This is a genomic window from Streptomyces sp. McG3 (genome assembly GCF_018619185.1).
Taxonomy (GTDB): domain Bacteria; phylum Actinomycetota; class Actinomycetes; order Streptomycetales; family Streptomycetaceae; genus Streptomyces.
In genome coordinates this window covers 1-12,921 of record NZ_JAAXYC010000234.1, presented here as the reverse complement: position 1 = coordinate 12,921, position 12,921 = coordinate 1, and the positions used below count along the sequence as shown (strand labels likewise).

The 12,921-nt window shown below is 71.5% G+C and carries 13 protein-coding genes and 2 tRNA genes; 8 read left to right on the top strand and 7 right to left on the bottom strand.

The features are described from left to right. The first annotated feature begins 69 nt into the window (after positions 1-69). The gene (locus HET64_RS40145) at positions 70-162 is read left to right on the top strand and encodes a putative leader peptide (RefSeq protein WP_350827157.1); all 93 of its coding nucleotides are present in this window, start codon (positions 70-72) and stop codon (positions 160-162) included. A 195-nt stretch (positions 163-357) separates the two neighbouring features. Further along, positions 358-1,809, top strand: coding sequence for a sulfatase (locus HET64_RS28600; protein ID WP_215110046.1), 1,452 nt, complete (start codon positions 358-360; stop codon positions 1,807-1,809). Between the two features lie 97 nt (positions 1,810-1,906). On the opposite strand, the gene HET64_RS28595 is transcribed toward HET64_RS28600, so the two are convergent. The 7 genes from HET64_RS28595 to purS all read right to left on the bottom strand — a co-directional run bounded on the left by HET64_RS28595 (position 1,907) and on the right by purS (position 8,387). After that, on the bottom strand, positions 1,907-2,761 hold the full coding sequence (locus HET64_RS28595) for an META domain-containing protein (RefSeq protein WP_215110045.1): 855 nt from the start codon (positions 2,759-2,761) through the stop codon (positions 1,907-1,909). A 61-nt stretch (positions 2,762-2,822) separates the two neighbouring features. Continuing rightward, the gene (locus HET64_RS28590; RefSeq protein WP_215110044.1) at positions 2,823-3,626 is read right to left on the bottom strand and encodes a maleylpyruvate isomerase family mycothiol-dependent enzyme; all 804 of its coding nucleotides are present in this window, start codon (positions 3,624-3,626) and stop codon (positions 2,823-2,825) included. A 42-nt stretch (positions 3,627-3,668) separates the two neighbouring features. Continuing rightward, on the bottom strand, positions 3,669-4,556 hold the full coding sequence (locus HET64_RS28585) for a M23 family metallopeptidase (RefSeq protein WP_215110043.1): 888 nt from the start codon (positions 4,554-4,556) through the stop codon (positions 3,669-3,671). Between the two features lie 36 nt (positions 4,557-4,592). After that, positions 4,593-5,099: a helix-turn-helix transcriptional regulator gene (locus HET64_RS28580; RefSeq protein WP_215110042.1), complete on the bottom strand. Its 507-nt coding sequence runs from the start codon at positions 5,097-5,099 to the stop codon at positions 4,593-4,595. 113 nt (positions 5,100-5,212) lie between these two features. Beyond that, positions 5,213-7,462, bottom strand: coding sequence for a phosphoribosylformylglycinamidine synthase subunit PurL (gene purL / locus HET64_RS28575; RefSeq protein ID WP_215110041.1), 2,250 nt, complete (start codon positions 7,460-7,462; stop codon positions 5,213-5,215). Then, the gene (gene purQ, locus HET64_RS28570; RefSeq protein ID WP_215110040.1) at positions 7,459-8,139 is read right to left on the bottom strand and encodes a phosphoribosylformylglycinamidine synthase subunit PurQ; all 681 of its coding nucleotides are present in this window, start codon (positions 8,137-8,139) and stop codon (positions 7,459-7,461) included. The genes purL and purQ overlap by 4 nt, the downstream gene beginning before the upstream one ends. Then, positions 8,136-8,387: a phosphoribosylformylglycinamidine synthase subunit PurS gene (gene purS / locus HET64_RS28565; RefSeq protein WP_003968034.1), complete on the bottom strand. Its 252-nt coding sequence runs from the start codon at positions 8,385-8,387 to the stop codon at positions 8,136-8,138. The genes purQ and purS overlap by 4 nt, the downstream gene beginning before the upstream one ends. 421 nt (positions 8,388-8,808) lie before the next feature. Between purS and HET64_RS28560 the strand changes: the two genes are divergently transcribed. From HET64_RS28560 to HET64_RS28535, 6 genes are all read left to right on the top strand, one after another. Continuing rightward, complete coding sequence (locus tag HET64_RS28560) at positions 8,809-9,144, top strand: Lsr2 family protein (protein WP_215110039.1); 336 nt, start codon at positions 8,809-8,811, stop codon at positions 9,142-9,144. Positions 9,145-9,413: 269 nt separating this feature from the next. Beyond that, positions 9,414-9,485 (top strand) — tRNA-Gly (locus HET64_RS28555). Between the two features lie 79 nt (positions 9,486-9,564). Next, a tRNA-Gly gene (locus HET64_RS28550) sits at positions 9,565-9,637 on the top strand. 145 nt (positions 9,638-9,782) lie between these two features. Then, the gene (locus HET64_RS28545; RefSeq protein ID WP_215110038.1) at positions 9,783-10,790 is read left to right on the top strand and encodes an ABC transporter ATP-binding protein; all 1,008 of its coding nucleotides are present in this window, start codon (positions 9,783-9,785) and stop codon (positions 10,788-10,790) included. Next, entirely contained in the window at positions 10,787-11,608 is an 822-nt protein-coding gene (locus HET64_RS28540) for an ABC transporter permease (RefSeq protein ID WP_215110037.1), read from the top strand. The genes HET64_RS28545 and HET64_RS28540 overlap by 4 nt, the downstream gene beginning before the upstream one ends. A gap of 1 nt (position 11,609) precedes the next feature. Beyond that, positions 11,610-12,921 (top strand): sensor histidine kinase (locus tag HET64_RS28535; protein WP_215110036.1); only part of this gene is annotated, 1,312 nt, incomplete at its 3' end.

Here is a 12,921-nt window from a genome sequence, read left to right as displayed (position 1 = left end):
GTCAACGGTGGTCTCGCAGTGCGAGACCACCGTTGACAGGCCCATGCCCCGTTGGCAGGCTCCATCCCCATGCAGCCCCTCGGTGATCTTTCGATCACGCTCGTGGAGCGTCGGCACGTCGATCTGGGACGTGTAGCGAGCGCCATCTGTCGCCGCGCCTGAAGGCAGCCGCACCTCCAGAACCCCGCAGGGCTCCGCCCCGGGCTTCGGCACGCGTGCACGCCGTTCATCTCCCTCCCTCTTCCGCTCCCCGCGGGCGGGTGAGCCCGTCCGCGGGCCCCCGCCCGCCGGGAAGTCGCGCCCACCGCCTCGCGCCCCGTCCTCCGACCCGCGCCCGAGGCCCTCCCAGGAGCCCCCATGACTTCTCGCGATGCACACGCACGTTCGGACAGGCGATCCGGTACGCCGCTGAGCCGGCGCGCCTTCACGACCGCGGTCGGCGCGACCGCCGTCACCGCGGCCGGAATACCGGCGGCCGCAGCCGGAACGGCCGCCGACGACGCGCCGCGGGAGCGCCCGTTCCGCGCCGCCCGCGGCAAGCACGCGCGCCGTCCCAACATCCTCTTCATCCTCGGCGACGACCTCGGCTGGGCGGACCTCTCCTCGTACGGGTCCCCGCACATCCGCACGCCCCACCTGGACCGGCTGGCGCGGCAGGGCGTGCGCTTCACCGACGCGTACTCGGGTTCGGCGACCTGCTCCCCCACCCGCTTCAGCCTCTACACGGGGCGCTATCCGGGGCGGACGAGGGGCGGACTCGCCGAGCCCATCGCCGACCGGTCGGTGGGGCTGGAGCCCACCCACCCGACACTGGCTTCCCTGCTGCGCGGCGCCGGCTACTCGACGGCGTTGATCGGCAAGTGGCACTGCGGATACCTGCCGGACTACAGCCCGACCAAGTCGGGTTACGACGAGTTCTTCGGCAACTTCGGCGGAGCCCTGGAGTACTACTCCAAGCTCGGCCTGGCGGGCGAGTACGACCTGTACGAGGGCGACGCCGAGTACAAGGACCTGCGGTACTACACCCGGGTCCTCACGGAGCGCGCGAGTGAGTACGTGCGGCGTGACCACGGCGACCGGCCGTGGCTGCTCAACCTGAACTTCACCACCCCGCACTGGCCCTGGATCGCCGAAGGCGACACGGAGGCGAGCGCCGAGATCGTCCGCCGGATCAGGGCTGGCGACCGTTCCGCCCTCCGGCACGCCGACGGCGGCTCGGTCGAGAAGTACACGGAGATGGTCGAGGACCTGGACCGCTCGGTCGGCGAGGTGCTGAGAGCGCTGAAGCGGTCGGGGCAGGAGAAGGACACCCTGGTCTTCTTCGCCAGCGACAACGGCGGCGAGCGGTTCTCCTACAACTGGCCGCTCGCCGGCAACAAGGGCTCGCTCCAGGAAGGCGGCATCCGCGTCCCCTCGGTGCTGCGCTGGCCCGCGCGCATCGAGGGCCAACAGGTCAGCGACCTCCCGGTGTTCTCCCCCGACTGGACGGCCACCCTGCTGGAGCTGGGCGGGGCACGACCGGACCCCGCCCACCCGCTGGACGGCATCAGCCTCGCGGGATATCTGCTGCGGGGCGAGACACCGGGGGAACGCGACCTGTTCTGGCGGGTGCGCGGCGAGCGGGCGCTGCGGCGCGGCGACTGGAAGTACTACCGGGGAAGGAGCGGGACCGACCAGCTGTTCAACCTGGCCGACGACCGCCGCGAGCAGGCCGACCGCTCGAAGGCGGACCCGGGGCGGCTGGCCGACCTGCGGGCGTCGTGGGAGAGGACGGACTCCGGTCTGCTGCCCTATCCGACGGGTTCCTGACCCACCCCGGTGGGCCCGGGCGGCCGAGCCCCGGCCGGCCCCCGGCCGCCGGAGCGGAGGCCGGGGGCCGCCTGCCCGGTACGGCTGTCTTCCGGAGTCAGCCGTGCTGGGAGCTGTTTCCGGACCCGGGGGTCGCGGCCGTGGCGCCGATCCCCTTGCCGCCCTCCGCGGTGAGGGTGAGCGTGCTGCCCTTGATCGTGTACGTCGTCGGGCCGCTGAGGGCGGCGAGCACCGCGCGCTCCGTCTCCATCTCCGCCTCCGGGCACATCTTCCGGGTGCCCGCAGTCGATCCGAAGACGATCGTGGAGCCCTTGACCGTGGCCTTGCCGCTGAAGGAGTTACAGCCGGAGTTGCCCCGTACGGTGCCGTCGTCGGCGAAGGTCAGATGGGGCGCCCGCTCCTTCGGCAGGTCCGCCGGCACGGTCGTGGCCGTCTCACCGCTGATCAGCGTGGTCACCGCCCACCGGGTACCGACCAGGTCGGCCGCCTTCTCCTCGCTGAGCTCCATGGTGTGGCCGCCTTCCTTGGTGAGGGTCAGCTTCTCGCCGGAGAGCTTCGCGGTGAGCTCACCGCCCATCGCGTCGATGGCGGCCTTCTCGAACTTCTCGATGTCCTCGTCGCACGCCATCTGCGTGGTGACGGGCTTGCCCAGGGTGATCCGGTCGCCCTTCACCCGGGCGTCCACGCCGATGTGGTTGCAGCCGAAGTCGGCCGTGGCCCGGCCCTTCGGGTCGATCTCCAGCCGGGCCCCCTCCGGGGCCTCGGTCTTCTTCCCGCCGACGGTCACCGAGTCGACGCTCCAGGCGACCCCGGTGACGGGGACGTCGCTCTGCACGCTGTCGCCGCCCTCGCCGGATCCCTTGCCGGAGCCGGAACCCGACTCCGTACCGCAGGCGGCGAGGGTGAGGAGGGCCAGGACACTGACGCTGAGGGTCATCCGTTGTGTGCGCATGGCGATGTGACGGAACGGGGGGCCGATCCGGTTCCGCCCGCTCCGCTTCCCGGTGGCCGTCTCAGCCCATCAGCGGCAGCAGCGCGGCCAGGTCGGCGCGCTCCCCGCTGGCTCTGACCTCGGCGTCCTCCACGGCCCGCGCCCACTCCGTACGCCCGGTGGCGAGCCGGATCCAGGTCAGCGGGCCGGTCTCCACGACATTGGGCGGGGTGCCCCGGGTGTGCTTGGGCCCGCCGATGCACTGGACCACCGCGAACGGCGGGACCCGCACCTCCACCGAGCCGCCCGGCGCCCGGTCCGCGAGGGCGTCGGCCAGCAGCCGGGTGCAGGCGGCCAGCGCCTGGCGGTCGTACGGGATCTCCGAACCGAGCGCCTCGTTCAGGTCGTCCGTGTGGACGACCAGCTCGACGGTCCGGGAGACCAAGTAGTCGGTCAGCCGCATGGAGCCGACCCGGACGGACAGCAGCCGCTCGCCCGTGCCGGTGGCCGGGACGGCCCCGGTGAACCCCGCTTCCGCCTCCTCGAACAGCGTGGCGAGGTCGGGGCGGCCGGCCGCCAGCTCCCTGACGTCCTCGGCGATCCGGGCGGCGTGCGCGGCGGGGGCCGCAGGCCACTCCAGCAGGGCGACCTGGGGCTTGGGCCCGGGCGGCTCCGGCAGCTCCACGGACCGGGTGACACTGCTCAGCCCCGTCGCGATGTGCACGACGAGCTCGCGCACCGTCCAGTCGCCGAGCCGGGTCGGCCGGGCGAGCTGGTCGGGCGTCAACACGGCGACGGCGTCGCGGACATGGGCGAACTGGGCGAGGACCGCCGTCCGGGTCCTGAGGTGGTCGTAGGCGCGCGGGCGCTTCTTGGCCGGGGGCATGGGGCCGAGACTAACCGGCCCCACCGACATCGCCCGCCCGGGTCAGGCCTCCGCGGCCCGCTCCCCGGCCGGCGTCCCGGCCTGCACCTCGGCCGGCTCACCGACCGTGAACGTCTCCTTGTTCGCGGGCACTCCGACGCCCCGCCAGGTGAAGGGGACGCCCCGGGCGTTGTCGAGGTCCGGGCCGTCCATCAGCTGGAAGTGGAGATGCGGTTCGGTGGTGTTGCCGGAGTTGCCCACCCGCCCGAGCAACTGGCCGGCGCGCACGGTCTCCCCGGCCTTCACCCGGAGCGAGCCGCGCTGGACGTGGGCGTACACGGCGTACGTGCCACCGCCGAGGTCGAGGATCACGTGGTTGCCGATGATCCGCCGCGTGCCGGCGAACGACCGGACGTTGCCCTCGATGACCATCAGATAGATGACTCCCGCCAGCGAGTTGCGGCTCAGGTGGTCGCGCTGGCCGTCGCTCGCCTTCACGACCGTGGCGTAGGCCACCGCGAGCAGCGGGACGCCGAAGGCCGGGAAGGCGCCGTTGCGGCGGAAGAACGGCCAGAGCCAACGGAACGCCGGCCGGGCCGGGGGCTCGCCCTCCCCCGTCTCCGGGTCGGCCACGATGTCGATGGCGTACGTCTGCCCGTAGACGTGCGTCCCGTGGCTCGGCGTCTTGTCCGCCGGGCTGTTCAGGGCCGTCCAGCGTCCGGTGACCGGCGGGTCGACCTCCACCGGGGGCCTCGGCTCGCCCTGCGGTGCGGCGGCGCCGACCTGCAGGACCGTCGTCGCCACCATGAGGGCGAAGACGACCGTCGCGGGCAGGACGGTGGTCGCCCAGCCCGGTCCTGGCAGATCCGTGACGAACTCGCCGATCACCAGCGCGAACAGGACCAGCCAGGACAGCCGCATGGCGATCGGAACGGCGGTGCGGACAGACATGTTTCCCCCATGGCTTCGTGTCTTCTCGTCGTCAGGTCAGGGCCGGGCCGCGGTCAGCACCACCAGCAGCGGCACCACGCGGACCGGCGGGACCTCGTACCGGCCGCGGCCCGCCGCGTGCAGCCAGCCCGCGCCGGTCAGCTGGCGCAGGTGGTGGTAGATCTGGCCGGTGGTGCCCAGCTCGTCGAGCGCGGCCAGTTCGGCGGTCGTCCTCAGGCCGCCGAGGATCTCGCGGAGCAGCCGCAGCCGGACCGGGTGGCCCAGCGCGGCGAACGAATCGGCGGCGTCCTCCCAGTCCCCGTCGAACAGGGCCTCGGTGAGGGCGCCGTACTGCCACTCGTAACTCTCGCCGGTGGGCAGCCGTACCGAGCCCGTGTAGAGCACTCCCCCGTCGGCCGCGGCCTCCCCGACCTCGGCGAGCTGCTGTTTCAGCCCGTCCAGCGCCCAGAAGTCGCCGTCGCCCAGGCGGGGGGACTCGGAGTCCCGCCGCTCCAGTGCCGTGAGCCGCCTCTCCAGCTCGGCGACCCGCTGCTCCAGCTCCATGGAACCAACCTTACGTAATTACGTAATCTCTGACAAGCGTGTGAGGGAAACGGCCGAAGCCCCCGCCCGGAGGACCCGGGCGGGGGCTTCGGAGGCGCCGGTCGGCGCGCGGCTCAGGCGAGCAGCGCGGGGATCGTCGCCTCGTGTGCCGTACGGAGCTCGCTCAGCGGGATGCTGAACTCGCCCTGGATCTCGATCTCCTCGCCGTCGACGACGCCGATACGGGTGACGGGCAGACCGCGCGCGCCGCACATGTCGTTGAAGCGGAGCTCCTCGCTGCGCGGGATCGAGACGACCGCGCGTCCCGCCGACTCGGAGAACAGGAACGTGAACGCGTCCAGACCGTCCGGCACGACCAGCCGGGCGCCCTTCCCGCCGCGCAGGCAGGACTCGGTGACGGCCTGGATCAGACCGCCGTCGCTCAGGTCGTGCGCGGCGTCGATCATGCCGTCGCGGGAGGCCGAGATGAGGATCTCGGCGAGCAGCTTCTCGCGGCCGAGGTCCACCTTCGGCGGCAGGCCGCCCAGGTGCTGGTGGACGACCTCGGACCAGGCCGAGCCGCCGAACTCCTCGGTCGTGTCGCCCAGCAGGTAGAGGAGCTGACCCTCTTCCGCGAAGGCGACCGGCGTACGCCGGTTGACGTCGTCGATCACGCCGAGCACGGCCACGACCGGCGTCGGGTGGATCGCCGTCTCACCGGTCTGGTTGTACAGCGAGACGTTGCCGCCGGTGACCGGGGTGCCCAGCTCCAGGCAGCCGTCCGCGAGACCGCGGGTGGCCTCGGCGAACTGCCACATGACGTCCGGGTCCTCGGGGGAGCCGAAGTTCAGGCAGTCCGAGATGGCCAGCGGCTTCGCGCCGGAGGCGGCGACGTTGCGGTACGACTCCGCCAGCGCGAGCTGCGCGCCGGTGTACGGGTCGAGCTTGGCGTACCGGCCGTTGCCGTCGGTCGCCATGGCCACGCCCAGGTTCGACTCGGCGTCGATGCGGACCATGCCCGCGTCCTCGGGCATCGCCAGCACGGTGTTGCCCTGCACGAAGCGGTCGTACTGGTCGGTGATCCACGCCTTGGAGGCCTGGTTCGGGGAGGCGACCAGCTTCAGGACCTGCTCGCGCAGCTCGGCCCCGTTCGCCGGGCGGGCGAGCTTTCCCGCGTCGTCCGCCTGGAGCGCGTCCTGCCAGGACGGGCGGGCGAACGGGCGGTGGTAGACGGGGCCGTCGTGGGCGACCGAGCGCGGCGGCACGTCCACGATCTGCTCGCCGTGCCAGAAGATCTCCAGCTGGGAGCCCTCGGTCACCTCACCGATGACGGTGGCGATGACGTCCCACTTCTCGCAGATCTCCAGGAAGCGGTCCACGTGCTGCGGCTCGACGATCGCGCACATGCGCTCCTGCGACTCGCTCATGAGGATTTCCTCGGGCGAGAGGGAGGAGTCGCGCAGCGGCACGGTGTCCAGCTCGACGCGCATGCCGCCGGAACCGGCGGAGGCCAGCTCGCTGGTGGCGCAGGAGAGCCCGGCGCCGCCGAGGTCCTGGATGCCCGCGACGAGCTTCTCCTTGAAGATCTCCAGGGTGCACTCGATGAGGAGCTTCTCCTGGAACGGGTCGCCGACCTGGACGGCGGGGCGCTTGGCCGGCCCGGTGGACTCGAAGGTCTCGCTCGCCAGCACGGAGACGCCGCCGATGCCGTCGCCGCCGGTGCGGGCGCCGTACAGGATGACCTTGTTGCCGGGGCCGGACGCCTGCGCGAGGTGGATGTCCTCGTGCCTCATCACGCCGATGCAGCCGGCGTTGACCAGCGGGTTGCCCTGGTAGCAGGCGTCGAAGACGACCTCGCCGCCGATGTTGGGCAGGCCCAGGCAGTTGCCGTAGCCGCCGATGCCCGCGACGACGCCCGGCAGGACGCGCTTGGTGTCGGGGTGGTCGGCCGCGCCGAAGCGCAGCGGGTCCACGACGGCGATCGGGCGGGCGCCCATGGCGAGGATGTCGCGGACGATGCCGCCGATGCCGGTGGCCGCGCCCTGGTAGGGCTCGATGTACGAGGGGTGGTTGTGCGACTCGACCTTGAAGGTGACCGCGTACCCCTGGCCGACGTCGACGACGCCGGCGTTCTCGCCGATGCCGACGAGCATGGCGTCGTTGGCGGGGACCTTCTCGCCGAACTGCTTGAGGTGGACCTTGCTGCTCTTGTACGAGCAGTGCTCCGACCACATCACGGAGTACATGGCGAGCTCGGCGCCGGTGGGACGGCGGCCCAGGATCTCGCGGATCCGGGCGTACTCGTCCTCCTTGAGGCCGAGCTCCTTCCAGGGCTGTTCGGCGTCCGGGGTCCCGGCCGCGTGCTTGACCGTATCCAGGCTCATGCGTTGACCAGCTTCTTGATGATCGAGGTGAAGAAACCGAGGCCGTCGGTGCGGCCGGTGCCGATGAGCGGCTCCACGGCGTGCTCCGGGTGCGGCATCAGGCCGACGATGTTGCCCGCGGCGTTGGTGATGCCCGCGATGTCGCGGAGCGAGCCGTTGGGGTTGCCGTCCAGGTAGCGGAAGGCGACGCGGCCCTCGGCCTCCAGCTCGTCGAGCGTGTGCTCGTCGGCGGTGTACCGGCCGTCCATGTTCTTGAGCGGGACCCTGATCTCCTGGCCGGCGCTGTAGTCCGAGGTCCAGGCGGTCTCCGCGTTCTCCACCCGCAGGCGCTGGTCGCGGCAGATGAAGTGGAGGTGGTTGTTGCGGAGCATCGCGCCGGGCAGCAGGTGCGCCTCGGTCAGGATCTGGAAACCGTTGCAGATGCCGAGGACCGGCATACCGGCCTTCGCCTGCTCGATGAGGGTTTCCATGACCGGCGAGAAGCGGGAAATCGCACCGGCGCGGAGGTAGTCCCCGTAGGAGAAACCGCCTGCCAGGACGACCGCGTCGACCTGGTGCAGGTCCTTGTCGCGGTGCCACAGGGATACGGGTTCGGCGCCCGCGATCCGGACGGCGCGCAGGGCGTCCTGATCGTCGAGGGTGCCGGGAAAAGTGACGACGCCGATACGGGTGGTCACTTCTCCTCCTCCACCTTCACGACGAAGTCCTCGATGACGGTGTTGGCGAGGAACGTCTCGGCCAGCTCGTTAATACGGGCGAGGGCGGCGTCGTCGACCGGTCCCTCGACCTCCAGCTCGAAACGCTTTCCCTGACGAACGTCCGCGATTCCCTCGAAGCCGAGACGGGGCAGTGCGCGCTGCACCGCCTGTCCCTGCGGGTCGAGGATCTCGGGCTTGAGCATGACGTCGACTACGACGCGTGCCACTGGCACTCCCGGTGTGGTGGTGTGGTGCGGCTGTCTCTCCGGGGGGTTCCCCAGACCCCCGCGGGTCCACTCAGCGTACCTGGCCAAAATTTCTACGCGGGTAGATATCGGGCGGGACGGACATCGCGGGGGCCCTGCGCGGATCACGCCGAGATATCGGCCGGGGCACCACAGGGGAAAAGGTCTGGAAAAATCACGTCCGGATTGCACACGGATTGCACACGGACACGCGGATGTAATTGGCTGGGCTTCACAATGCGGTGCCCACCGCTGTACAAATGATTACCGGGGAAAGCAACATTGCCCCGGGGACAACGGAACAGTCGACATCTCGTCGATCCACATCCGCCCGCCTGACAGCCGGAAGGCAGGCATCCGCGCACGGAGTACGCGCCGGTGCCGTAGGAAAGGACCGATATCCGTGGCTCAGCGCGTAGTGGTGACGCTCTCCGACGACATCGACGGGGGAGCAGCGGCGGAAACGGTGACCTTCGCCCTGGACGGGAAGACGTACGAGATCGACCTCAATCCCGCCAACGCGAAAAAACTGCGGAAGGCCCTGGCTCCTTACGTGGCCGCCGGCCGAAAGCAGACAAATGCCAGCAAGCACGGCAGGACGCCCACGGCCTACCACCACACCTCCCTCGCCCCGGATCCGGCGGCCGTCCGCGCCTGGGCCCGCTCGCACCGGATGGAGGTGCCGGCCAGGGGCCGCATCCCGAAGAAGGTCTACGAGGCGTTCGACGCGGCGAGTTGAGCCGCCGCGGTGGCGGCCGGCCGAACCGCGGCGACGCCGGCGGGACGAGCCGCGGCGGCTCCGGGCCGGCCGGACCGGGCGGCCCGCCGGGCACAGCGGGTCCGGGAGCCGGACGCTCCGTCAGGCGTCCCCGGGCGCCCCGCCGGCCGGGTCCGGGGACCCGTTCCGCGGGAGCCTCGGGGAGCCGACTTGCGCGACACCCCCGCAGGTCGGCTAGAGTCTGGAGCACGCCGAGGGGCGAGGCCGCAAAGCCGAATCCCACGCAGCGTGCGGGTGTAGTTCAGTAGTAGAACATCCCCCTTCCAGGGGGAAGGCGCAGTGTGCAATTCCTGTCACCCGCTCTGCACAACTCTTCGGACCACTTCGTTGGATCAGGTAGAGTGGTGCTCGCTCCACCGGTGAAAGCCGAGTGGCTGCACTGCGGACGTAGCTCAGTTGGTAGAGCGCAACCTTGCCAAGGTTGAGGTCGCCAGTTCGAACCTGGTCGTCCGCTCAGCATCAAAGGCCCTGACCTTCTCGGTCAGGGCCTTTGTCGTGCTCCCGTCCCTCTCCTCCCCCGCCGCCCTCATGACGTTTGTCATGAGCAGTGGTGACAGCGCGCACTGCTCGGGGGCCGGTTCCGGCGGAAACCTTGAAGCATGACCAGCGACGACATTCTCAGCGACCGCGTGGACGGTCCCGTGATCGAGGCGAACGGGGTCCGCCGACGTTACGCCGGCGGCTTCGAGGCCGTGTCCGGGATCTCCTTCTCCGTGGCCCGCGGCGAACTGTTCGCCCTGCTCGGGACGAACGGCGCGGGCAAGACCTCCACCGTGGAACTCCTCGAAGGACTGGCGCCACCGACCGACGGGACGGTGCGGGTCCTCGGCCACGACCCGTACCGCGAACGCGCCGCCGTCCGCCCCCGTACCGGGGTGATGCTCCAGGAAGGCGGCTTCCCCTCCGATCTCACGGTCATGGAGACCGTACGCATGTGGTCGGCCTGCACCACCGGCGCACGCCCGGCCGACGAGGCCCTGGGGATGGTCGGCCTGACCCTCCGGGCGGGCGTACGGGTCAAGCAGCTGTCCGGCGGCGAGAAGCGCCGCCTCGACCTGGCGCTGGCCCTGACCTCCCGGCCCGAGGTGCTCTTCCTCGACGAGCCGACGACCGGGCTGGACGCCGAGGGCCGGCAGGAGACCTGGGAGCTCGTCCGGGCGCTGCGGGACAACGGCACGACCGTGCTGCTGACCACGCACTACCTGGAGGAGGCCGAGGCGCTCGCGGACCGGCTGGCGATCATGCATCAGGGGAGGATCGTGACGACCGGGACCATCGCCGAGGTGACCGCGCAGCAGCCCGCCAGGATCCGGTTCGTGCTGCCCGAGGCCGTGCCGGCGGCGCGCCTCCCGCTCTCGCTGCGGGCCGCGGCGGAAGGGTCCCGGGTCGAGATCCGCACCCCCGCCCTCCAGGAGTCGCTGCACGAACTCCTGGAGTGGGCCCGGGAGTCCGGCGTACGGCTGCACGGCCTCGACGCCCGCTCCGCCTCCCTGGAAGAGGCGTTCCTCGACATCGCGAAGACCCAGCACGCGCCCCGGGACCAGGACCCGCGCCAGGTCCACGACCGCTCCGGCGGCGCGAAGAACACGAAGAAGGTGACGGCATGACGACCACCACGACCCCCGTCCGCGACCGGGCGTCCGCCGGCTCCCCCACGGGCGCGGCGGCCGTGGCCCGGCGGCTGACCGCCCTCGGCCGCGCCGAGCTGATCCTCCTGCTGCGCAACCGGACCGCGATCGTCGTGGCCCTGCTGCTGCCCATCACGATGATCTTCGCGATGCGTTCCTCGCTCGAACAGATCGACCTCGGCGGCACCGGGCTCACCGTCGCGGGCGCCACCCTGACCGGCGGCATCGGCATGGTGCTCGTCCAGGTCGTCTACATGAACCTCGTCTCCGCGTACGTCGCCCGGCGCGAGGAACTCGTCCTCAAGCGACTGCGCACCGGCGAGATCTCCGACCGCGAGATCCTCATCGGCACCGCGCTGCCGTCCGTCGCGCTGGCGCTCGCCCAGTGCGTGCTGCTCGTGGTGGCCGGTGCGATCGCCTTCGACCTGAGCGCCCCGCACCGCCCCGACCTTCTGCTGGCCGGGCTGCTGCTGGCCTTCGTCCTGATGTCCGCACTGGCCGCGGCGACCACCGCGATCACCCGGACGGTGCAGACCTCGCAGCTCACCACCCTGCCGCTGTTCTTCGTCTCGATGTTCGGCTCCGGGCTGTTCATCCCGCTGGCGATCTTCCCCGACAAGCTGGCCTCCGTCCTTGAGCTGCTGCCGATGACGGGCGTGATGACCCTGATCCGGCACGGCTGGCTCGGCGGAGTGGAGAGCGGCGACCTGTTCACCGCCGGGGTGACCGCGCTGGCCTGGACCGCTTTCGGCGTGTTTGCTGTGCGACGGTGGTTCCGCTGGGACCCGCGCGGCTGACATGAAGGGGCTGAGGGGTGTGATCGGTCGGGTACGGGGCTGGCGGCGCGGCTGGCACGAGCGCAGCAAGCTCCAGCGCATCGACCTCTACACGCGGGTGACGCTCTGCTCGATCACCTGGTTCTTCGCGGTGTCCTGGGGGCTGCTGCCGCTCGGCGACGCCCTGGACGAGGGACCGGTGGCGATGGCCCTGGGAGGGGCGTTCCTCGCCGCGAATATCACCCAGTCGGTGCTGAGCAACCGCAATCTGGCGCCCGCCTTCGACGACTACCGGGGGACGAAGCCGTTCCCTCCGGGGCGGTTGCGCCTGCCCGCCGCGCTCCAGGCGCTGATGACCGGCCTTCTGGTGGCACTCGCGGCCGTGGGAGGCGTGAAGGACGAGGGGCTCGTCCTGCTGGTGCTGGACCTGCCCGTGGCGTTCGGCATCCCGTACGTCCTGCTCGTCCCGGTCCGGAGGTTCCTGCTCCAGTCCGCCGCCTACGCGGCAGCCGTCGTGGCGCTCCTCGCGGCCGTGGGCGTGCCGGGTGGGCTGCTGTTCGGGGCGGTCGTCTCGCTGGTCGTCGTCGTCCTGCTGGTGCTCGTCTCGGCGCGGCCGAGTGTCTGGAGCCTGTCCGTGATGTGGCAGGCGGAGGAGGCGCGGGACATGCAGGCCCGGCTGGCGGTGGCGGAGGAGCGGCTGCGGTTCGGCCGGGACATGCACGACGTGCTCGGCAGGAACCTGTCGGTGATCGCCCTGAAGAGCGAGCTGGCCGTGGAGCTGGCCCAGCGCGGGAACCCCGCGGCGATGGACCAGATGGTCGAGGTGCAGCGCATCGCCCGCGCCTCCCAGCAGGAGGTCCGCGATGTCGTGCGCGGCTACCGGGAGGCCGACCTGCCCACCGAACTCATGGGCGCGCAGGGCGTGTTGCAGGCCGCGGGAATCAGCTGCACCGTCGAGGGCGCGGACGGCCCGGCCGGCATCGGGGCTCCCGCCGCCGTCCAGGCCGCGCTCGGCTGGGTGGTCCGCGAGACCGCGACGAACGTCCTGCGCCACGGTGACCCGCGCCACTGCTGGATCCGGCTCGCGCGGACGCGGGACGCGGTGGTCCTGGAGGTCGAGAACGACGGGGCCGGCGCCAGCCGCCCGCTCGGCGGCGCGGACGACGACGGCGGCGGCGGTTCGGGCCTGGCCGGGCTGCGGGTACGGCTCGGCGCGCTCGGCGGATCGCTCACCGCCGGAGCCGTCGGGGACGACCTCTTCCGGGTGACGGCGACGGTGCCGCTCACCGCTCCCCGCCCGGACGCGAACGGCCACCTCGCACCGTCCCCCGAAC

Excerpts from the sequence above, each read along its gene's own strand:
- HET64_RS28540 (WP_215110037.1), top strand. The coding sequence starts at position 10,787 with ATGACGACCACCACGACCCCCGTCCGCGACCGGGCGTCCGCCGGCTCC.
- HET64_RS28580 (WP_215110042.1), bottom strand. The coding sequence starts at position 5,099 with ATGGAGCTGGAGCAGCGGGTCGCCGAGCTGGAGAGGCGGCTCACGGCA.
- HET64_RS40145 (WP_350827157.1), top strand. The coding sequence starts at position 70 with ATGCAGCCCCTCGGTGATCTTTCGATCACGCTCGTGGAGCGTCGGCAC.
- HET64_RS28585 (WP_215110043.1), bottom strand. The coding sequence starts at position 4,556 with ATGTCTGTCCGCACCGCCGTTCCGATCGCCATGCGGCTGTCCTGGCTG.
- HET64_RS28600 (WP_215110046.1), top strand. The coding sequence starts at position 358 with ATGACTTCTCGCGATGCACACGCACGTTCGGACAGGCGATCCGGTACG.
- HET64_RS28595 (WP_215110045.1), bottom strand. The coding sequence starts at position 2,761 with ATGCGCACACAACGGATGACCCTCAGCGTCAGTGTCCTGGCCCTCCTC.
- HET64_RS28545 (WP_215110038.1), top strand. The coding sequence starts at position 9,783 with ATGACCAGCGACGACATTCTCAGCGACCGCGTGGACGGTCCCGTGATC.
- HET64_RS28590 (WP_215110044.1), bottom strand. The coding sequence starts at position 3,626 with ATGCCCCCGGCCAAGAAGCGCCCGCGCGCCTACGACCACCTCAGGACC.
- purL (WP_215110041.1), bottom strand. The coding sequence starts at position 7,462 with ATGAGCCTGGATACGGTCAAGCACGCGGCCGGGACCCCGGACGCCGAA.